Below are 20,244 nucleotides of genomic sequence, written 5' to 3' on the forward strand. Positions count from 1 at the left end.
GGTTGCGGCCTCGGGTCGGCGGCCCCGGACGTGCACCCGGCGGATCGGGCGCAACCAGGCCAGTCAGGTCATCTGGAGCAGAGCCCGTTGGCCGGTTCCCATCACCGTGGGCCAGCAAGGTCGCCTTCACTGCGCCGAACACGACCTCCGGCGCCACCGCGGCGCGGATCTCTTCCGCGGCAACGATCCTCACCGCCGGTCCAGCCAGTCGCCCCAGCGCTCCAACGCCTCCTCCGGCCCCGTTCGCCCCACGCCGACGCGGAACCGGTCGGTCGGGGTCGCGGTCAGGTCCGAGCGGTAGATGCTCGACGGCAGCAACAGCACGCCCACGTCCTGGACGAGCTCGGCGCACATCGCCTCGACGCCGTCGGCCCCGAGGTAGCGGGGGAAGCACACGCAGCCGCCCTGCGGCCGTTCCCAGGCGAACAGGTCGGGCCTCTGTGCGAAGAAGTCCTCGAACAGCGGGAGATTCGCCGCCACGATGCCTCGGTTGCGGGCCAGCAGCCGGTCCCGCGCCCGCAGGCCGATCAGCGCCAGCACCTCGCTCGGCGCGGAGTTGCAGATGGACGTGTAGTGCTTGGCCCGTTCCAATCGGTCGAGCACACCCCGGTCACGGCAGGCGATCCAGCCGATCCGCAGGCCGGGCAGGCCGTACGCCTTGGACATGACGTTCAGCGACAGCGCGGTGGGGGAGAGGTCCGCGGCCTGCGGCAGCGACGGCCGGTCCAGTTCGAGGCCGCGGTACACCTCGTCGCTGAACAGCGTGATGCCCCGCTCCTCGCACAGGGCCACCAACCGCCGCCACGAGTCGGGATCCGGCACCGCGCCGGTGGGGTTGTTGGGGAAGTTGACCGAGACCAGCCGGGTGTTGGGTCTGATCGCCGCTTCGACGGCGTCCACATCCAGCGCCCAGTTGTCGTCCTCGCGCAGGGCCACGCCCGTGACCTCGGCGAGCGCCAGCGGAAGCGTCTCCGCCGCCTGGTAGTTCGGCGTGAGCACCACCGCGTGGTCGGTCGGGTCGAGGAGCACCTGCATCGCCAGGTAGATGGCCTCTTCCGCGCCGGCGAAGCACAGAATGTCCTCGGGCTCCACGTTGTCGTACGTCGCCGCGATTTCCTCGCGCAACGCCGGCAGGCCACGGGTCTCCGTGTAGCCCAGCGTCAGCGACTCCCAGCGGCGGCGGCCGTCGTCGTCGGCCATGGCCAGGAGTTCGGCCATCGGCAAGCTCTGGGCGTCCGATGCCGTGAGGTGGTAGCGGGCAGTGAACTCCCACGCGGAGAAGTAGGTCTCCAGCCGGAAATCAGGCAGGGTCGGCATCGGCGGGCTCCTTGCGGGTCAGCGCGAGCAGTTGGTAGACGGCCGAGCGGGAGATCCCCATCGCCCGCGCCACCGTGGGCACGGACCGCCGCTGGTCGAAGACGCCCGCGGAAGCCAGCTGCGCCACCAGGTCCAGCCGCTGGTCCTTGGACAGCCCGTCGACGGTGGTGGCGTGGTCGCGGACGAACCCCGCCACCGTCTCGTTGAGCCGCTCCGTCCAGTCATGGGCGAACAGCGCCTCGGGCTGGGCGGCCACCGGCGCGGCGAAGGCCGCCAGGATGCGGGCCGCGGCGTCGAACGCGGATCGGTCCACGTTCACGCACAGCACCACGTCCGGGCGGCCTTCGTCGTCGCGGATCACCGCGCTGACACTGGAAAGTCCCCGCCCGTCGGGCAGGGACTTGGGGTACGGGCCGTAGACGTCCGCGCCGGCCGGGGTGAGCTCGTCGAGCTCGCCCAGCAGGGACGGATCGCCCACGGTCCGTTTCGACAGCGGGTTCCAGATGGCGATGACCGAGTCCGTGGCCGGGTCATGCAGCACTACCTCGGCGTGCGGTGAAAGCAGGCGGGCGATCGCCTCGCACACCGGGGCCAGCCGGTCAGCCATCGTGGACACGCTGTGGACAGTACATCTGCTGTGGACAAACTGTCCACAGCCTCGTCGTCAGCCTTCGATCTGCGGAGCCGCGCCCGCGGTCACCGCGATCTTGCGGGACTGGGCCTTCTCCACCACCGGCACGCGCAGGGTCAGCACACCCGCGTCGTAGCTGGCCTGGATGCCGTCCCGGTCCAGCGCCTCGCCGAGCACGACCCGCCGGGTGAACGTGCCGGTCGGCCGCTCCGCGACCTGCCAGCGGACCTCGTCGTCCTTGCTCGCCGGCCGCTCGGCCTTGACCGTCAACACATTGCGCTCGACGTTGACGTCGATCGACTCCGGCGCGACGCCCGGCAGGTCGAACGTGACCACGAACTCGTCACCCTTGCGGAACGCGTCCATCGGAATGGCCGCGGCGCGCGTCCGGGTGGCGCCCGTGGAGAACATCAGCCGCTCCAGCTCGCGGAACGGATCCGTGCGCACCAACATGGTGCACCGCCCCTCTCTCGGTCTTCCGGCGACCCCTTGCCGCCGACACACTTGACAACGATCGACTCAAGCTTTTGATTCCCGACCCGCTCAGATTCGCTCCCGTCCGCCGAAGCCGCCCGGCTCCGTGTCCTTCTTCTTCTCTCTCCTCCCCAAAAAAACCGCCCGCCTCCCCAGGTCGGGGAAGCGGGCGGCGGGCGGCGCGACCGCTAGGGATGCTCCTGCCGGCACTTGTCCAGCTTGGACTGGGCGTCGGCCAGCTGCTTGGTCCTCGTCTCGACGAAGCCCTTGACCTGGTCCTCATCCGCCTCGGCGGCCTTGATCGCGGCGTCCGCGGCGGCCACCTTGGGAGTGGCGTCGGGGATCTGCTGGTCGAGCCGGGCGATGGTCGCGGCGTCGGCGTGGTTCATCACGGCGAACGTCCGCTGCGTGGTCGCGTTGGTCAGCGCCGACTTCACCTCCAGGGCCGCCAGCTGCTCGTTCGCCGCCTTGAGCGAGGCGTCCGCCGACTCGGTGTCGGCCAGGTCCCGCATCGTTTTGGCCCCGATGACATCACTCCGCTCCTGCTGGCAAGGCGCCGGCTGGGGTGGCAGCAGCGCGCTGCATCCGGTCGTCAGCACCGCCGCGCCCAGCACGACGGCGAACAGCGTCAACCGCATCAGGTTCTCCCCCCTGAAATCACGTCGAGCGGTCATTCTACGGATATCGGACGCACCCAGCACCACGGTGTGGATCGACGCGACGTGGAGGAAGCGGGCGGGGCGGAATAACCTCCACGATCGGCGGTGGAGCTAGGTACACCCGGGAACGGCAGCCAGGTACATTCCGCCGGCGCATGCGCCCCAATAGTTTGGTGGCATGGTCATCGCAGCAGACACCACCCGGCGGACCGCCGACCCGCGCCGGGCCGTCATCGTCAACCTCGCGCTCAACCTGGTCGCGCCGCTGGCCCTGTTCTACGGACTCCGCGCCGCCGGCGTCGACCAGTGGCTCGCCCTGGTGCTCGGCGCGATCCCGCCGACCGCGCACGCCGTGCACGGCGTGATCGTCCGTCGCAAGATCGACGCCCTGGCTCTGTTCACCCTGTCCATCCTCGGCTTGAGCGTCGTGACCTCGTTCGTCACCGGCAGTCCGCGCTTCCTGTTGGCCAAGGACGGCTGGATGACCGCGATCGCCGGCGTGTGGATCCTCGCCACGTTGTGGCGGACGCCGTTCCTGCAGCAGTTCCTGCTGTCGTTCACCTCGGGGGAGACGCACGAGCGGTTCGTGCTCAGCTGGCGGGATTCGCCGACGTACCGCCATGTTCTGCGCATGGCCACCGTGATGTGGGGCGTCGGCCTGCTGGGCGATTCCGTGGTCCGGGTCGTGCTGGCCTACGGGCTGCCCGTCGACCAGGTGCCGCTGATCAACACCCTGCAGTACTTCGTCGTGTACCTGGCGCTGGAGATCGGGACCCGGCTCTACATGCGGCGGAAGTCCGTGGCCGCCAAGGTGTTGGCCGAGTCGGGACAGGTCATGCTGATGAAGGGGAAGAAGAAGTGACCGTCATCCTGGTGACCGGCGGCGCCAGTGGCATCGGCGCCGCCGTGGCCCGCCGCTTCGCCGCCCGCGGCGCCTCCGTCGTCATCGCCGACCTCAACCCTCTCGGCGCCGCTGTCGCCGCCGAGATCGGCGCCCTGTTCGTGCCCACCGACGTGTCCTCTCCCGAGGCCAACGACGACGCCGTCGCCGCAGCCGTCTCCGCCTTCGGCCGCCTCGACATCGCCCACCTCAACGCCGGCGCCGGCAACGGCGGCACCGAGCTCGACCTCGACCGGTACCGCCGCGTCATGTCCGTCAACCTCGACGGCACCGTCCACGGCATCCGCTCCGCCCTCCGCGCCGGCGTCCGGTCCATCGTCGTCACCTCCAGCCTCGCCGGCATTTCCCCCGCCACCTTCGACCCCGTCTACGCGGCCAGCAAGCACGCTCTCATCGGCCTCGTCCGGTCGCTCCAGCTCCCCGGCGTCACCCTCAACGCCGTCTGCCCCGGCTTCGTCGACACCCCCATGATCTCCGCCTTCCGCCACGAGCTCCCCGCCCACGGCTTCGCCATCGCCACCCCCGACGACGTCGCCTCCGCCGTCGAGCACATCGCCTCCGGCGTCGACTCCAACCAGGTCTGGGAAGTCCAGGCCGGCCGCCCGCCGACCCTCGTGCAGTTCCCGGCCGTGGAACTCAGCCGCTGCGAGCCCGTTGGAAGGTGACGGGAGATTTGAGCCGAACGTCAAGCCAGTCGCTGCTTCCCCGTCTCTTTGGCCATCGAGCTCGGCCGCGGTCCGTCGGTAGCATCCGGCGGATGGCGCAGCTGATCCACGTGAACGGCCCGTCCGGCGTCGGAAAGTCGACGGTGGCTCAGCGGTACGCCGATCGGCATCCGGGCGTGCTCAACCTCGACACGGATCAGGTCGTCAGCCTGATCGGAGGCTGGCGGGAGAACTTCTGGCAGGCGCTGACAGCCGGGCGGCGGCTGGCGATCGGGATGGCGGAGACGCACGCGGAACGGCATCGGCACATCGAGGAGATCGTGGCGCGCGGGGGTGGGCCGGCTTTGCTGGTGCGGATCCATGACCAGCTCACGGCGTATGTGCGGGGTCGACCGGAATGTGTGGTCGTGATGACCGATGGCCGTGGCGTCGACCAGACGTACGACGACGTCATCGCGGTGCTCGGGCGCTGTTAGCTTGGCCGGCATGGGGGGACGACTGGCGTTGCTTGTGGCGCTCGGCATCGACAACTTCGGGTCGGGGCTGTTTCTGCCGCTGTCGGTGCTGTACGCGATCCAGGTCGTGGGGCTGCCGATCGCGGTGGCGGGCACGGTGGTGACGGTGGGCAAGCTGGTGGGGATCGCGATGCCGGCGGTGGCGGGGAGGCTGGTCGACCGGTTCGGACCGCGGCAGGTGGTGATCGGGTCGCAGCTGCTTCAGGCCGCCGGGGTGGGGGTGTACCTGGTGGCCGGGAACGCGGTGCTGGTGCTGGTGGCGTCGGCGCTGCTGGCGGCGGGGCAGCAGGCGTTCTACAGCTCGGTGTTCGGCCTGATCGCGGACACAGTCCGGGACGGCAGCAAGGACTCGGCGTATGCCCTGGTGGGGCAGGTGCGAGGGGTGTGCTTCGGCCTGGGTGGGCTGGCTGTGGCGGGCCTGACGAGCCTCGGCCGGGAAGGTTACGAGGCGGCGGTGGCGCTGGACGGGGTGACGTTCCTGGTCGCGGCGGCGGTGCTGGCGGCGTTCCTGCACGTGCCACACGAGCGCCACAAGGACGGGGAACCGGCGGTGAGTGTGCTGCGCAACCGGCCCTACCTGATGCTGATCGTGGTCACGGCGTTCGCGACGTTCCCGGTGGACATCATGCTCGACGGCGGCTCGGTGTACGTGACGGAAGTGCTGCACGGGCCGGCGTGGATACCGGGGGCGATGATCACGGCCCTGACGGTCAGCGGCATGGTGTTCAGCACGCTGGTGGTGCGCTGGACACGGACCCTGTGGCGCACCACGGCCATCCGCATCGGCACCGCCATCTGCGGGGTGTGGGCGCTGGCCAGCCTGGGCGCGGTGCTGGTGCCGACGTCGTGGCTGCCGGCGTACCTGCTGGGCACGGCGGCGTTCCTGGCGCTGGGAACGCTGATCGGCAACCGGGCCAACGCCCTGGCCGAGGCGTCCGCGCCGAAGGTGACGCGGGGGCGGCACCTGGCGGCGTTCCAGTACGCCTTCACGGCGGCCGGGGTGCTCGCGCCGGCGGTGGTGGCGCTGTTCGCGCTGGGACCGTGGCTGCCGTGGCTGGTGGCGCTGCTGGCAGCCACGGTCGCGGTGGCGGCAATGCCTTACCTGGCAAGGAATCTGCCGAAGGACGCGGTACGGGGGGACTACGGCAGGATCGCGTCGACGTAGCCGCCGTCGACCCGCAGTGCGCCGCCGGTGGTGGCCGAGGACAGCGGGGAGGCGAGGTAGACGACCATGTTGGCGATCTCCTCGGGCTCGATCAGCCGCTGCAACAAGGACTGCGGCCGGTGCTCGCGCATGAACTGGCGCTGGGCCTGCTCCCACGGCAGGTCCTTGTCCACGAGCTGGTAGACGAAGTCCTCGACGCCGCCGGTGTGGGTGGGGCCGGCGATCACCGAGTTGACGGTGACGCCGGTGCCGGCGGCGAACTTGGCGAAGCCGCGGGACACGGCTAGCAGCGAGGTCTTGGTCATGCCGTAGTGGATCATCTCGGCCGGTGTGGCGATCGCCGAGTCGCTGGCGATGTACTGCACCCGGCCCCAGCCCCGCTCGGTCATGCCGGGCAGGTAGGCGCGGGTCAGCCGCACCGCGGACAGCACGTTGACCTCGAAGTAGCGCCGCCACTCGTCGTCGCTGATCTCCAGCGGCGACTCCGCGCCGAAGATGCCGAGGTTGTTCACCAGCACGTCCACGTGCGGCACGGCGGCGAGCACCTGGGCGGCGCCCTCGTCGGTGGAGACGTCGCCGGGCGCGGCGAGGAACTCGCCCCGGCCGGCCAGGGATTCGATGGTGGCGGCGACGCCGTCGGCCTTACGCCCGTTGACGGCGACGGTGGCGCCGGCCCGGGCCAGTCCGGCCGCGATGGCCTGGCCGATGCCCTGGGTGGAGCCGGTGACGAGGGCGACCTTGCCGGTGAGGTCGAGGCGCATGTGAGGGGATCTCCTGTTCTGAAGGTGAGGGTCCAGCCTGATGCCGTCAGCTCGCCGGCGCGAGCGCAGCGGCCGCGGCGGTGGCGACCTTGTGGTCCTGCTCCGGGGCGCCGCCGCCGACGCCGATGGCGCCGACCAGCACGCCGTCACGACGCAGCGGCACGCCGCCGGCGATGAACAGCAGCGGCCGGTCGAGGGCGGTCGGCAGGCTGTGGAACGGGCCGTCCGGCTTGACCGCGTCGACCACGTCGGCGGTCGCGGCGTCCAGCTGGACGGCGGTGTAGGCCTTGCGGGTGCTGGTCTCGCCGGAGATCAGCAGCGCGTCCTGGTCGCGCACGAAGCCGAGCAGGTGACCGCCACGGTCGAGCACGGTGACGCTGACCTTGATACCGGTCCGCTCCGCCTCGCCGCGTGCGGTGTCCAGCAGGTCGCGCAGCTCGTCGTTGCTCAGGTCGACGGGGTGGTGAGCCATGGTGCGAACGCCCTTCGTATGCTTGCTCGGTACGGAAGCCAGCGTACACAATAATTGCAGACGCCGTCTAATGGCGTTGGCAACTTACGTGCGGTGAGCTGCGGCACGGTTACCTTGGGACGGCGTGAGCGACATGATCGACGTCGACGGCCTGCGGGCCGCGCTGGAGCACACCTGCCCCGACGGCGAGATCGAGGCATGGGACAACCCGGGCGGCCCGAAGGTCGAGGTGCGCCGCGGTGAACGGGCCGCGTCGGTGTTCTGGCACCGGGAGAAGTCGGTTTTCTGGGTGAGCTACCGGCTGTCCAGGGGGTTCATGAACCGAGCGGCCCGGACCGATCTCGCCGAAGTCACCGGCTCCGCGGCGACCTGGCTCGGTGGGGCAACGGCGAGGGAATTCGCCGTGGTGTGGCCGTTTGCCGATTTCGTCGATGTCGCCGACGCGTATGAGAGCGGCGACCGCATCGAATACTGCTGGCAACTGTTCCGCGCGCATCCCCGGTTCGGGTTGGATCAGTTCATCGACGCGGCCATGCGGGAACCCCGGCTGCGGCAGATGTTCCCGTTCACCTCGATGTGGTGGATGTCGTTCCGGCCGACTGCCGAGGAGTTCCGGGTGCCCGGGCCGTGGGTGCGGGCGGCCGACAATGGCCGGTACACGATTGTGGAGAACCGGCCGGTAGAAACCGATATCGACTACAGCCCGGCCGAGGCGGTCCAGGTGTTCGTGACGGAGATGGACCGCCTCGGCGTGCCGAGGCCGGAGGACCTCAGATCTCCGTCAGAGCACCGTCCGCCAGCCGAAGCCGGCGGGTGATACCGATGTCGGCCAGGTCGTACGGCTCGTCGTTGCTCAGGTCGACGGGGTGGCGAGCCGTGGTGTGTATGCCTTGCGGTGGGCAGCGCCACGGTTACCTTGGGACGGTGTGAGCGACCTGATCGATGTCGACGGCCTGCGGGCCGCGCTGGAGCACGCCTGCCCGGACTGCGAGATCAAGGCATGGGACAACCGGGGCGGCCCGAAGGTCGAGGCGCGCCGCGGTGAACGGGCCGCGTCGGTGTTCTGGCACCGGGAGAAGTCGGCCTTCCGAGTGAGCTACCTGGTCGGGAAGGCGATCCTGCGGCACGCCCGCACCCCGGACCTCGGGGTGGCCACGGCGTCGGCGGCGACATGGCTCGGCGGGGCCACGTCACGGGAATTCGCCGCCGCGTGGCCCTTCGCCGACTTCGTGGCCATCGCCGACGCGTTCGAGCGTGGCGACCGGATCGAGCGCATGTGGCAGTCGGCCCTCGTGCATGACTCGTTCCGGCTGGAAGGGTTCATCCCGGTGGCGATGAACGAGCCTCGGCTGCGATGCATGTACCCGTTCGTGCAGATGGGATGGCTGTCGTTCCGGCCGACCGCCGACGAGTTCCACGTGCCGGGGCCGTGGGTCCTGGGACTCGGGCAGGACGATGGCCAGTTCAAGGTGTGCTCAGGAAGTGGGGACCGCTGGCACGGCGAGCCGATCGCCATATGCGACGCCGAGACGGCCGTCCGCCTGTGTGTGACGGAGATGGACCGCCTCGGCGTGCCGAGACCCGAGGACCTCAAACCTCGGTGAGCGCCCGATCCTCCAGCTGGAGCCGGCGGGTGATGCCGATCTCGGCCAGGAAGCGCTCGTCGTGGCTGACCACCACAAACGCGCCCTGATAGGCGTTCAACGCCCCGGTGAGCTGCTCGACGCTGGCCAGGTCGAGGTTGTTGGTCGGCTCGTCGAGCAGCAGCAGGTGCGGCGCCGGCTCGGCGCACAGCACGCACAGCAGGGTGGCCCGCAGGCGTTCGCCGCCGGAAAGCACTCGCACCGGCAGCTGGGACCGTTCGGCACGGAAAAGGAAGCGCGCCAACAGGTTCATCATGTCGGAGGTGGGCAGGCTGGGGGCGAACGCCCGCAGGTTGTCGGCGGTGGACAGCTCCGGATCCAGCAGGTCCAGCCGCTGCGACAGGTAGGCCACGCGGCCGTCGGCCCGGGTGAGCACGCCGTGGGCGGGCTCCTCCAGGCCGGCGGCGACGCGCATCAGCGTGGACTTGCCGACGCCGTTGGCCCCGAGCAGCGCGATCCGCTCCGGCCCACGGATCGACAGGCTCACGCCGTCGCCGGCGAACAGGTCCCGCACCCGCAGGTGCTCGCCGTGGAACACGGTGCGGCCGGCCGGAACGGTGGTGTCGGGCAACGACAGGGAGATCGTCTTGTCGTCCCGCAGCGACCGCTCGGCCTCGTCCAACCGGGCCTTCGCGCTCTCCACCCGCTGTCCGTGCATGTCGTTGGCCTTGCCGGCGGCCGACTGGGCCTTCTGCTTGATCAGGCCGAGGGCGATGCGCGGGATGTCGCTGCCGGACCGCGCCCCGGCGCTGGCCCGCCGCGCCGCCTTCTCCCGGGCCTGCTGCATCTCGCGCTTCTCGCGCTTGAGGTCCTGCTCGGCGTTGCGGATGTTCTTCTCCGCCACCTCGCGGGCCGCCTTGACCGCCGCCTGGTACTCCTCGAACGAGCCGCCGTGCAGGGTGATCTCGCCACGGTCCAGCTCGGCCACGCGGTCGGCCAGGTCGAGCAGCTCCCGGTCGTGGCTGACCATCAGCAGGCAGCCCTTCCAGTCCCGCAGCACGGTGTGCAGCCGCTGCCGGCCGTCTCGGTCGAGGTTGTTGGTCGGCTCGTCGAGCAGCAGCACGTCGGGCTGCTTGAGCAGCTGCGCCGCCAGCCCGATGGCGATCACCTGGCCGCCGCTGAGCGTGCCGAGACGACGGTCCAGCGCCACCTCGCCGAGGCCGAGGCGGTCCAGCTCGGCGCGGGCGCGTTCCTCCACGTCCCAGTCGTTGCCGACGGCCGTGAAGTGCCCCTCGCCGGCGTCGCCGCCCTCGATCGCCCGGATCGCCGCGACGATCGGGGCGATCTCCAGCACCTCGGCCACCGTGGGCTCGCCGGTCAGCGGCAGCGTCTGGGGCAGGTAGCCGAGCACACCGTCCACGGTGATCGTGCCTGTGCGGGGGCCGAGCTCGCCGGCGACGAGCTTGAGCAGCGTGCTCTTGCCGGCTCCGTTCGGCGCGACCAGGGCCGTCCGGCCGGCGCCGACGGCGAACGACAGGTCGTCGAACACCGGGGTGCCGTCCGGCCAGGAGAAGGACAGGTTGGAACAGACGATCTTCGGCATGGAAGTTTCTCCACCGCGAGACGGGCGCGCGTGAGCGCCCGGAAAACGAACAGGTGTGAGGGCACGACCGAGCGCGGCGTCACGTGGACACCGTTGTCGCGGGGCCGTATCAGCCCTCGATGTCGTCCTCGACCACCATCACGGCGGTTACTCCCTGTTGCTGCGGTGCGCTTCCCAGCCAGCGTATCAGCCGGCGCGCCAGCCGAGGGCGGGGCCGAGTTTTGTGGCCATATCCGTGAGGATCTGCACGTAGTCGGCGTGCTCGAAGGTGAACGGCAGCGCGAACGCCACCTCCTCGACCTCGCGGAACGCCGCGTTGTCGTGCAGTTGCTCGGCGATCTGCTCCGAGGTGCCGACGATGTCCCGGGCGAACAGCAGGCCCTTCGGCCCGAACGGCTTGCCGAAGCGGGTCGCCCGGCTGGCCGCGTACTCCTCGTAACGGGCGCGCTGGTCGGCGCTGGCGCCGTCGGTCGGGATGACCACAAATCCGTGCGAGACGCGGCCCTCGGGACTGTGCTTGCGGTACGTCTTGATCAGGTCCAGCTGGATGTCGTCGAAGTCGGTGCTGGACTCCGTGGCCGCCACCACGTTGCTGGTCAGGAAGTTCATGCCGTTCTCGGCGGCCCACCGGGCCGAGCGGGCGCTGCCCGCGCCGTACCACATGCGGTTGATCAGGCCCGGCGAGTGCGGCTGCACCCGCGGCGAGAACTGCTCGATGCCCTCGTTGCCGCTGAAGGTCGACACCTGCTCGCCCTGGACGCAGTCCAGCAGCCGGCGGACCCGCTGGTAGCTGAAGTCCTCGACGTCCTGGGTGTCCGGGTAGAGCGCGTCCTTGACGTCGTCGTAGTGCATCGGCGGGCCCACGCTCACGCCGGGATTGAGCCGGCCGCCGGACAGGACGTCCACCGTGGCCAGGTCCTCGGCCAGGCGCAGCGGGTTCTCCCAGCCCAGCGGGATGACCGCCGTGCCCAGCTGGATGCGGCTGGTCCGCTGGGTCGCCGCGGCCAGGAAGGCCACCGGCGAGGAGATGCCGTACTGGAGGTGGCGGTGGCGCACCCAGGCGCTGTCGAAGCCGAGCTGCTCGCCCAGCTGGATGATCTCCAGCGTGGACTCGTGGCCCCGGCGCGGATCGGCCTCGTCGAACAGGCCGATGGTCAGGAAACCGAGCTTGCGCAGCGGCACGTGAAGCCTCCCGAGGTCGTCCGTGGCCCCATTCTCCCGCTTAGTTGAAAGTTTGACAATCTGATGTGACGCAGGCGTGCAGGTGCATGTCGTGCCACCCGTCCGCGTGCTTGGCCTCGCTGCGCTTGGTGCCCTCCAGGGCGTAGCCCGCCGCCGTCGCCACCCGGCAGGACGCCTCGTTCCGCGTCGAGTGCAGCACCTCGATCCGGTGCAGGCCCAGCTCCCCGAACGCCCACCCCGACATCGCGGTCAGCGCCCGCTTCGCCGTCCGACGCCCCCTCGCCTCCGGCAGCACCCAGTACGACACCTCCGCCAGGCCCTCCCGCAGGTCGATCGTCCGCAGGCTGACCTGGCCCGCCACCTTCCCGTCCTCCGTGACCGCCCACCCCGCCCCCGACTCCTGGCACCACCGCCGCTCCCAGTTCTCGATGTAGGCGCGGGCCTCGTCGTCGGTCATCGTCCGGGCATGCCACCGCTGGATCCCCGGATCCGCGTACGCCGCCATCACGCTCGCGTGGTCATCCGCCCGCCACGGCCGCAGGACCAGCCCCTCCGCGTGGATCTCCGGCTGCGTCCGCGATGCGAGCGTGCCCACCGGCAACGCTGGCGTGACAAGAGAAGGCACGCCACCGACCTTACGAGACAAATCCGTTGGAGCGGAACCGGGATTGTGAGCCATGCCCCTGTTCAGCCGGCGGGGCTGAGGCGGCGGATGCGGGCGGGGTCGCCGGCGAGCAGGTCGTCGTGGGTGATGGCGAAGTCGCCGTTGGGGAGCTCGCCGTGGAAGGGCTGGCCGATGACGGCGGCGGGGAGGAGCTGGCGGAGCTTGTGGCGCAGGCCGGGGGAGTAGGCGACGGGCCAACCCCAGTCGGCGGGGCCCTCGTCGGTGCCGAAGGCGACGAGGTGGTCGACGGGGACCGAGGCGTCCAACGAGGGAACACCGCCGGTGTGGCAGTCGAGGGCGGGGGCGACGAGCAGGTCGGGGTCGGCGGGGCGGTACCAGAGCAGCAAGGGCTTGGCCCGCTGAGCCTCGGCGTTGTCGAAGCAGCACAACAACAGGGCGTGGTCGGGGTAGTAGTCGGCGTAGAACGCCAGGAGATTGTCGTTGAGGCGAGGGCGTTCGCGGGGCTCGACCTGGTGCAGGGCCGAAGGCAGCAAGGTGGCCAACGTCGCGGCAGTGTTCAATTTTTCGGCAACATGCGGTCAGACGGTAGCCGCCAGAGCCTGTTCCAGGTCGGAGATCAGCGCGGAAGGGTCCTCGATGCCGCAGGACAGGCGGATCATGCCGTCGTCGATACGGGCGGCGACGCGCTCCTCGGGCGTGAGGGAGAAGTGGGAGGAGTTGAAGGTCGTGCTGACCAAGGACTCGACGCCGCCGAGACTGGTGGCCTCGGAAGCGACGGTGAGGTGCCGCATCACGGCCAGCGCACGGGTGTCACCACCGCGCACGGTGAAGGCGACCATGGCGCCGCGACGGTCGGGGCGCATGACCCGGGTGGCGATGTCGCCCGTGGGGTAGCGGACGGACACGATCTCGGGGTTGGCGGCGAGGACGGAGGCCAGCCGGGCGGCGGTGGCGCAGGAGCGTTCGAGGCGTAGATCGAACGTCTGGATGCCGCGCCAGACAAGGAAAGCGGCATGCGGGTCGAGGCAGCCGCCGAAGGTGATGACCCGCTTCTGCACCTCGGTCACGGTGGCGGCGTCGGCGACGACCACGCCGGCGATGACGTCGGAGTGGCCGCTGAGGAACTTGGTCGCCGAGTGCACGACGACATCGGCCCCATGGCGCAAGGGATTGACGGTGTACGGGGTGGCGAAGGTGTTGTCCACCACCAGCTTCGCGCCGGCGGCGTGGGCCAGTCGGGCCAGGGTGGGGAGATCGGTGAGGTCGAGCTGGGGGTTGGACAGCGTCTCGGCGTAGACGATGGCGGTCGGCGCGGCGGCGATGGCCTCGGCCCAGGCGCCGATGTCGGTGGCGTCGACCATGGTGACGTCGACGCCGAGCGCGGGCAGGTCCCGGACGAGCAGGTCCCGGGTGTCGCCGTAGACCTGCCGCGCGGCGACGATCCGGCCGGGCCGGCCGAGAACGGGCGAGGACTGGGTGTTGTCGTGGGCCGGCTGGTCGGCGGTGCCGTTGGCCAGCAGGGTGAGCAGCGTGGTGGCGATGGCCGCCATGCCGGAGGAGGTCATCAGGGCGGCCTCGGCGCCCTCAAGCGCCGCGATCTCGGCGGCCGCGGCGTCCACGGTGGGGTTGGCGAACCGGCTGTACCAGTGCTCCCGCAGCCCGCCTTCCTGAATGTCCTTGTACGCCAGGTCGTCCAGGTAGAAGGTGGCCGACTGGTAGATCGGCGGCACCACCGGGCGGGTGCGGGAGAGGTATCCGGCGGACTTGGCGGGCCTGGCGTCGCTCATGGACCCGACATTACGGGCCGTGAAGGCGGATTTGGTGGCGTCTCCCGCTGTGAAAACGCGATTTCGTAGCGGATACTCCAGCCATGGACGCGATCGACCGGATTATCCTCGGTGAGCTGGTTCGGGACGGCCGGCTGAGCTTTCGGGACCTGGCCGCGCGGGTGCGGCTGAGCCCGACGGCCACGGCCGAGCGGGTGCGCCGGCTCACCGAGGCGGGGGTGATCGGGGGCTGCCACGCCGAGATCAACCTCGCCGCCCTCGGCCGCCCGCTCAAGGCGTTCATCGACGTGCGCCTGCGTCCCGGCCCCGACCACGCCGAGCTCGAAGACCGCCTGCTGGATCTGCCGGCGGTGCTGTCCGGGGCGCACGTCACCGGCCGCTGGGATTACACCCTCACAGTCGCCTGCCGTGACGTGGCCGAACTGGATGAACTGGTCATGGCCCTGCCGCGCGACTACGGCGTCGTCGAAACCGACACGCGCCTGCAACTGAGGGAACTCCGCGGTTCGGGTGTCGAAGCTCTCTGCGCATTGGTGGAGTCGAAATGATTTGGTAAGAACTCCGAGCACGGCCCCGAGTACCTTCGGATCCATGGATCGACGCCATTTCTCCAAGCTCCTGGCCACGGGGACCGCAGTTGCCGCACTGGGCACCGGAACCGCGTATGCGACACCTAGAGCCAAAGGCAACGTGGTTCTGGTGCACGGCGCCTACGCCGACGGCTCGTGCTGGGCCAAGGTGATTCCGATCCTCCAGGCGGCCGGTGTCACCGTCACGTCGGTGCAGAATCCGCTGACCTCGCTGGACGACGACGTCGCCGCCACCAAACGGGCCATCGACCGGCAGAGCGGCCCGACCGTGCTGGTCGGCCACTCCTACGGCGGCTCGGTCATCACCCAGGCCGGCGACCATCCGCTGGTCAGCGAGCTCGTCTACCTGTCGGCCCGCGCGCCGGCCGAGGGTGAGGACTACGCGGCCCTTGCCGGCCGATTCCCGACGCCGCCCGCGAATGCCGGCCTGGTCTTCGCCAACGGCTTCGGCGGGCTCACGGAACAGGCATTTCTCACCGACTTCGCCAACGGGGTGCCGACAAAAGACGCCCGCGTCCTCTACGCCGTGCAGGGGCGAATTGCCCAGACGCTGTTCGCCGGCCGCACGACAACGGCGGCCTGGCGGACAAAGCCGTCCCGCTATCTCGTCACCACCGCCGACCGCACCACGGCGCCGGAATTGCAGCGCTTCGTCGCGAAGCGGATGAATGCCGTCACGAGCGAACTGCCGACCGGGCACCTGTCCTTCGTGGTGCGCCCCGATGCCGTGGCCAAACTGATCCTGCAAGCCCTGTAAGCAAAAACGCCGGGAAGGCCGGCAGGCCTTCCCGGCGTCCGGGGGAGAAGCTCAGTCGGTGCCGGATTCCATGGCCGCGAGGTCGAGCAGCTCGTCCTCGTCGGACACGCTCAGCGTGGAGGCCTCGCCGCGGGCCGCGATGGCCTCGGCGCCGCCTTCGGGCATGGCGCCGATCAGGCCGGTCGCCGCCGCCTGCGCCGCGCCGAGCAGCTGCACGGGGTGGGCGTTGCCGACCATGCCCAGGCCCGCGTACTGCTCCAGCTTGGCGCGGGAGTCGGCGATGTCCAGGTTGCGCATGGTGAGCTGGCCGATCCGGTCCACCGGGCCGAACGCGGCGTCCTCGGTGCGCTCCATGGACAGCTTGTCCGGGTGGTAGCTGAAGGACGGGCCGGTGGTGTCGAGGATGGAGTAGTCCTCGCCGCGCCGCAGCCGCAGCGTCACCTCGCCGGTGATGGCCATGCCGACCCAGCGCTGCAGCGACTCGCGCAGCATCAGCGACTGCGGGTCCAGCCAGCGGCCCTCGTACATCAGCCGGCCCAGCCGACGGCCCTCGTTGTGGTAGCTGGCCACCGTGTCCTCGTTGTGGACGGCGTTGACCAGCCGCTCGTAGGCCGCGTGCAGCAGGGCCATGCCGGGCGCCTCGTAGATGCCGCGGCTCTTGGCCTCGATGATCCGGTTCTCGATCTGGTCGGACATGCCCAGCCCGTGCCGGCCGCCGATGGCGTTGGCCTCCAGCACGAGGTCGACGGGCGTGCCGAACTCCTTGCCGTTGATCGTGACGGGCCGGCCCCGCTCGAAGCCGATCGTCACGTCCTCGGGCGCGATCTCGACGGCCGGGTCCCAGAACCGCACGCCCATGATCGGGTCGACGATCTCGATGCCGGTGTCGAGGTGCTCAAGGGACTTGGCCTCGTGGGTGGCGCCCCAGATGTTGGCGTCGGTGGAGTACGCCTTCTCGGTGCTGTCCCGGTAGGGCAGGCCGTGTGCGACCAGCCACTCGGACATCTCCTTGCGGCCGCCGAGCTCGGTGACGAAGTCGGCGTCCAGCCACGGCTTGTAGATGCGCAGCGACGGGTTGGCCAGCAGGCCGTAGCGGTAGAACCGCTCGATGTCGTTGCCCTTGAACGTGGAGCCGTCGCCCCAGATCTGGACGTCGTCCTCCAGCATGGCCCGCACCAGCAGGGTGCCGGTGACGGCGCGGCCCAGCGGCGTGGTGTTGAAGTAGGCCCGGCCGCCGGATCGGATGTGGAACGCGCCGCACGACAGCGCGGCCAGCCCCTCCTCGACCAGGGCGGCCTTGCAGTCGACGGCTCGGGCGATCTCGGCGCCGTACTGGTGGGCACGGGCGGGCACCGACGAGATGTCGGGCTCGTCGTACTGGCCGATATCAGCGGTGTAGGTGCACGGGACGGCACCCTTCTCGCGCATCCACGCGACCGCTACCGAGGTGTCGAGGCCGCCGGAGAAGGCGATCCCGACACGTTCGCCGACAGGGAGGGAAGTGAGCACCTTGGACACGTTCGGAAATATACATCCCGATGCATGATCATGCAACGCGGTAGATTCGGGGCGTGGACAGAGGGGGCGCGCACAACGAGGTGACGGGCTCGCCGTCGGCGCCGTTCGTGCTGGCCGGCGTGGTCAACGGCGACATCGTCTTCGCCCAGCCGGACGCCCCGGTGCCCCGGCAGCTGCCACCCGCGCCGCGGTGGTTCACGGCCCGTGCCGCGGAACTGGCCCTACTCGACGCCGCGGTGTCCGCGGACGGGCCGGTGCTGGCGGCGATCGTCGGGGCCGGCGGCATCGGCAAGACGTGGCTGGCGCTGCACTGGGCGCACCGCAACCTCGATCTCTTCCCGGACGGCCAGGTCTTCGTCGACCTGCGGGGCATAGCGCCGGCCGGGCAGTTCCTGCCGCCGGCGGCGGTGCTGCGCTGCGTGCTGGACGCGCTCGGAGTGCCGCCGTCGGCCGTGCCGGTGGATTTTGAGGCCCAGGTCGGAAGGTTTCGCAGCCTGGTCGCCGGCAAGCGGATGCTGATCGTGTTCGACAACGTGCGGGACGCCGAGCACGTGCGGGCGGCCCTGCCGGCGACCCCGGGGTGCGTGGCCCTGGTGACCAGCCGGAACCAGCTTCGAACCCTGGACGCCTCGGTGCGGGTCCGGCTCCGGGAGCTGACCGCCGACGAAAGTGTCGACCTGTTCGAGCGACGGTTGGGGCGGCCGCGCCTGGACGCCGAGCCGGCGGCGGTGCGCAGCCTGGTCGCCGACTGCGCGGGGCTGCCGCTGGCGCTGGGGATCGCGGCCGGCCGCGTGGCCGATCGCCTGGAGTTCCCCATCGAGGTGTTCGCCCGCGAGCTCCGGGCCAGCCGATTGCCGGCGCTGGACGAGCTGGAGACGGTGCTTTCTTGGTCGTACCAGGCACTGTCGGCAGAGGAGGCCGCGATCTTCGTCCTGTTGGGCCTGATTCCCGGCGCCGATGCGGGCATTGCGGCCATTGCCTGTCTGACGGATCGGCCGGCTGTGCTGACGGTTCTCCGTGCGCTGGAACGGGTTTCCCTTGTGCACGAGCATGTGCCGGGCCGGTGGCAGCTGCACGACCTGGTTCGGCTGTATGCGTTGTCCCAATTGGACGGTGTCGAGGACGCCCTCGACCGGTTCGTCGGCTACTACGTGCGGACCGGGTATGCCGCCGATCGGGTGCTCGATCCGCGGCGGGTGGCCATCGACGTCACGTCGGAGGCCCGTTTCGAGGACCGGGTCGCGGCCTTGGCGTGGTTCGAGGCCGAACATGGCTGCCTGCTGGCGTTGCAGCGGCTCGTGGCCGAGCGGGAACGGTTCGTCGATGCCTGGCGGCTGGCCTGGGTGATGCACAGCTTTCATTGGCAGCAGGGGCTTGTGCGGGACCAGGCCGGCACGTGGCGGGTGGCGCTGCGTGACCGTTTGGACGATTCGTCGGCGGCCCTGGCGCGGCGGCTGTTAGGGTCCGCCCTCGTTCGGACGGGGGCGGTCGAGGACGCCCTGGCGTTGTTGGGGGAGGCTTCGGCTCTGTATCAAGGCATTGGCGACCGGTGGGGTGAGGGGCACACGCACCGGTCGCTGGCCCGGGCCTGGCGTGAGGCCGGGGACATGCCGCGGGCATTGGAGCACGCATCCCTGGCCATGGCGGCCTATCGGGACGTTGACGCGGCTCTGGACATCGCCGACGCGCTGGAACTCCAGGGCCGGTACGAGGCGGTGCTGGGCCATGTGGACGACGCTCGGGCGGCGTGCCTGGCGGCGCTGGATCTGTATCGGCGTAACGGAAACGTCGACGGTGAGGCGACCGCGTCGGACGGTCTGGGGCACATCGAACAACAAGCCGGCCACGTCGATCTGGCCGTCGGACACTACGAGCGGGCGCTGGCGTTGTTCGACGGCCGGCACGCCTACCACCTGGCCGAGACTCTGGACCGGTTGGCCGAATGCCGGTCGCTGCTCGGGGATGCCGCCCGTGCGCGGCGATCCTGGGAGGCAGCCCTGGCCCTGTACGAGAACCAGCAGCGCGGGGCCGACGCCGAGCGGGTTCGCGGCCGATTGGACCAGGCATGATTACCACCGACAGCTTCCCGACTCCCGACCTCTCCCTACGCACCGACGATCCCGTTCAGCTGCAACGGGTCCGTGCGTTCGGCGGCGAGCAGGCCGCAGCGGCCGAGGCCGCCCGCAAGCGGTTGGCCGACGGCTTTGACGTCACTGACCTGCGGGCCGTCCACGCCGATCTCATCCGCTGGCGGCACGATCTCGCCCTGCGCGCGCCCGGCCGCATCGGGCAGGGGTTGGCCCTCGACGCCTCTCGTTTTGTGACCTCGCTTGAGGACGGAGGCCCGAACTACGACCGCCTCGGCTACCTCGGCCGCCTCCGCCACGGCGCCACCTGGGATCCCGAGACCCAAACCTTCCGTGGCGGCAACGAAACCCCTGCCTCCCGGATCATGCTCCGTTACGGCCGGGCGGTGCACGACCGTTTCTCGCTTGAGGGCAACGACGGTGACGTGTTGGTCAACGCCGTCACCCTCCCCGACGGCACCGTGCGGGAAGGCAACCGCCTCGTCCGCGGGGCCGAGGCCGCGCACATCAGCGCCGCCCTGGTTGCCCGCCTGGTCGGCCGTGGTCGTGACGTCTCTCAGATCGAGATCGGCGGCGACCCCTGTTATGCCGTCTCCGCCGACGATTCCGTGCGGGCGACGCTGTTCTCCGCCGCTCTGACACTCCTGGTCGCCGAGCGGTCGCTGGCGGCCTGGCAGGCCGCCCGCTACCTGCTCTACCAATCCCCGCAGACCAAGAAGGGCAGCGACGCCGTCACCCGGGTCTTCCTCGTCGTCGTCGGATCGGTCCTGTTAGGACAGCCGCCGATCCTCGACCAGGATGTCGACCTGCGCTGCGCCGTCCTCGGCCAGCGGGCCGCGACCGTGCTGCCGGGCGATCCGCCGGAATGACCGGATAGCCACGATCCCACCTGTGCCGGCCTTGTATCTCTCCGACCAGGTCGTGGCGCCGGCCATCGCCGGCACGGTGGTCA

The 20,244-nt window shown here is 70.3% G+C and carries 22 protein-coding genes; 10 read left to right on the forward strand and 12 right to left on the reverse strand.

The features are described from left to right. Positions 1-189: 189 nt before the first annotated feature. From AB0M73_RS02220 to AB0M73_RS02235, 4 genes are all read right to left on the reverse strand, one after another. Positions 190-1,317: an aminotransferase class I/II-fold pyridoxal phosphate-dependent enzyme gene (locus AB0M73_RS02220; RefSeq protein ID WP_363885785.1), complete on the reverse strand. Its 1,128-nt coding sequence runs from the start codon at positions 1,315-1,317 to the stop codon at positions 190-192. Then, positions 1,301-1,924, reverse strand: coding sequence for a PAS domain-containing protein (locus tag AB0M73_RS02225; RefSeq protein WP_363886289.1), 624 nt, complete (start codon positions 1,922-1,924; stop codon positions 1,301-1,303). Before AB0M73_RS02225 ends, AB0M73_RS02220 begins: the two co-directional genes overlap by 17 nt. A gap of 57 nt (positions 1,925-1,981) precedes the next feature. Continuing rightward, the gene (locus tag AB0M73_RS02230; RefSeq protein WP_363885787.1) at positions 1,982-2,401 is read right to left on the reverse strand and encodes an Hsp20/alpha crystallin family protein; all 420 of its coding nucleotides are present in this window, start codon (positions 2,399-2,401) and stop codon (positions 1,982-1,984) included. A 209-nt stretch (positions 2,402-2,610) separates the two neighbouring features. Next, positions 2,611-3,060, reverse strand: a complete 450-nt coding sequence (locus tag AB0M73_RS02235) for a hypothetical protein (RefSeq protein ID WP_363885789.1) — start codon at positions 3,058-3,060, stop codon at positions 2,611-2,613. Between the two features lie 199 nt (positions 3,061-3,259). Between AB0M73_RS02235 and AB0M73_RS02240 the strand changes: the two genes are divergently transcribed. From AB0M73_RS02240 to AB0M73_RS02255, 4 genes are all read left to right on the forward strand, one after another. Further along, entirely contained in the window at positions 3,260-3,943 is a 684-nt protein-coding gene (locus tag AB0M73_RS02240; RefSeq protein ID WP_363885790.1) for a VC0807 family protein, read from the forward strand. Next, positions 3,940-4,647 (forward strand): SDR family NAD(P)-dependent oxidoreductase, encoded by a 708-nt coding sequence (locus AB0M73_RS02245; RefSeq protein ID WP_363885792.1) that lies wholly within the window; start codon positions 3,940-3,942, stop codon positions 4,645-4,647. Before AB0M73_RS02240 ends, AB0M73_RS02245 begins: the two co-directional genes overlap by 4 nt. Before the next feature lie 92 nt (positions 4,648-4,739). Then, on the forward strand, positions 4,740-5,123 hold the full coding sequence (locus AB0M73_RS02250; protein WP_363885794.1) for an AAA family ATPase: 384 nt from the start codon (positions 4,740-4,742) through the stop codon (positions 5,121-5,123). Between the two features lie 10 nt (positions 5,124-5,133). Further along, a complete protein-coding gene (locus tag AB0M73_RS02255; protein WP_363885796.1) occupies positions 5,134-6,327 on the forward strand; it encodes an MFS transporter in 1,194 nt (397 codons plus the stop codon). Here the strand turns inward: AB0M73_RS02255 and AB0M73_RS02260 are convergent. Together AB0M73_RS02260 and AB0M73_RS02265 are read right to left on the reverse strand one after the other, a co-directional pair. Further along, entirely contained in the window at positions 6,303-7,088 is a 786-nt protein-coding gene (locus tag AB0M73_RS02260) for an SDR family oxidoreductase (RefSeq protein WP_363885797.1), read from the reverse strand. The two genes, AB0M73_RS02255 and AB0M73_RS02260, sit on opposite strands and share 25 nt — an antisense overlap. 46 nt (positions 7,089-7,134) lie before the next feature. Beyond that, positions 7,135-7,560 carry a heme-binding protein gene (locus AB0M73_RS02265; protein WP_363885799.1) on the reverse strand — a complete coding sequence of 142 codons (426 nt, stop codon included), beginning with the start codon at positions 7,558-7,560 and terminating at the stop codon, positions 7,135-7,137. Positions 7,561-7,693: 133 nt separating this feature from the next. Here AB0M73_RS02265 and AB0M73_RS02270 point away from each other — a divergent pair, with 133 nt between their 5' ends. Both AB0M73_RS02270 and AB0M73_RS02275 read left to right on the forward strand, forming a co-directional pair. Then, positions 7,694-8,377 (forward strand): DUF6193 family natural product biosynthesis protein, encoded by a 684-nt coding sequence (locus tag AB0M73_RS02270; protein ID WP_363886292.1) that lies wholly within the window; start codon positions 7,694-7,696, stop codon positions 8,375-8,377. A gap of 109 nt (positions 8,378-8,486) precedes the next feature. Next, a complete protein-coding gene (locus AB0M73_RS02275) occupies positions 8,487-9,164 on the forward strand; it encodes a DUF6193 family natural product biosynthesis protein (RefSeq protein ID WP_363885801.1) in 678 nt (225 codons plus the stop codon). Here AB0M73_RS02275 and AB0M73_RS02280 read toward each other — a convergent pair. From AB0M73_RS02280 to AB0M73_RS02300, 5 genes are all read right to left on the reverse strand, one after another. After that, positions 9,151-10,746, reverse strand: coding sequence for an ABC-F family ATP-binding cassette domain-containing protein (locus tag AB0M73_RS02280; protein ID WP_363885803.1), 1,596 nt, complete (start codon positions 10,744-10,746; stop codon positions 9,151-9,153). The genes AB0M73_RS02275 and AB0M73_RS02280 overlap by 14 nt on opposite strands. Positions 10,747-10,932: 186 nt before the next feature. Next, positions 10,933-11,928, reverse strand: coding sequence for an LLM class flavin-dependent oxidoreductase (locus AB0M73_RS02285; RefSeq protein ID WP_363885805.1), 996 nt, complete (start codon positions 11,926-11,928; stop codon positions 10,933-10,935). A 40-nt stretch (positions 11,929-11,968) separates the two neighbouring features. After that, a complete protein-coding gene (locus tag AB0M73_RS02290; protein ID WP_363885807.1) occupies positions 11,969-12,553 on the reverse strand; it encodes a GNAT family N-acetyltransferase in 585 nt (194 codons plus the stop codon). A gap of 62 nt (positions 12,554-12,615) precedes the next feature. Continuing rightward, positions 12,616-13,113 (reverse strand): hypothetical protein, encoded by a 498-nt coding sequence (locus AB0M73_RS02295; RefSeq protein WP_363885809.1) that lies wholly within the window; start codon positions 13,111-13,113, stop codon positions 12,616-12,618. Between the two features lie 18 nt (positions 13,114-13,131). After that, complete coding sequence (locus AB0M73_RS02300; protein ID WP_363885811.1) at positions 13,132-14,340, reverse strand: PLP-dependent transferase; 1,209 nt, start codon at positions 14,338-14,340, stop codon at positions 13,132-13,134. An 83-nt stretch (positions 14,341-14,423) separates the two neighbouring features. Between AB0M73_RS02300 and AB0M73_RS02305 the strand changes: the two genes are divergently transcribed. Continuing rightward, complete coding sequence (locus AB0M73_RS02305; RefSeq protein ID WP_363885813.1) at positions 14,424-14,888, forward strand: Lrp/AsnC family transcriptional regulator; 465 nt, start codon at positions 14,424-14,426, stop codon at positions 14,886-14,888. 43 nt (positions 14,889-14,931) lie between these two features. Continuing rightward, entirely contained in the window at positions 14,932-15,687 is a 756-nt protein-coding gene (locus AB0M73_RS02310) for an alpha/beta hydrolase (RefSeq protein ID WP_363885815.1), read from the forward strand. 51 nt (positions 15,688-15,738) lie between these two features. Here the strand turns inward: AB0M73_RS02310 and argG are convergent, their stop codons facing one another. Then, entirely contained in the window at positions 15,739-17,205 is a 1,467-nt protein-coding gene (argG, locus tag AB0M73_RS02315; RefSeq protein WP_363885817.1) for an argininosuccinate synthase, read from the reverse strand. Between the two features lie 53 nt (positions 17,206-17,258). Between argG and AB0M73_RS02320 the strand changes: the two genes are divergently transcribed. Beyond that, on the forward strand, positions 17,259-19,274 hold the full coding sequence (locus AB0M73_RS02320; protein ID WP_363885820.1) for an NB-ARC domain-containing protein: 2,016 nt from the start codon (positions 17,259-17,261) through the stop codon (positions 19,272-19,274). Further along, positions 19,271-20,161 (forward strand): hypothetical protein, encoded by an 891-nt coding sequence (locus AB0M73_RS02325; RefSeq protein WP_363885822.1) that lies wholly within the window; start codon positions 19,271-19,273, stop codon positions 20,159-20,161. The genes AB0M73_RS02320 and AB0M73_RS02325 overlap by 4 nt, the downstream gene beginning before the upstream one ends. The last annotated feature ends 83 nt before the right edge of the window (positions 20,162-20,244 follow it).

The sequence above is a fragment of the Kutzneria sp. NPDC051319 genome (genome assembly GCF_040682195.1).
Taxonomy (GTDB): domain Bacteria; phylum Actinomycetota; class Actinomycetes; order Mycobacteriales; family Pseudonocardiaceae; genus Kutzneria.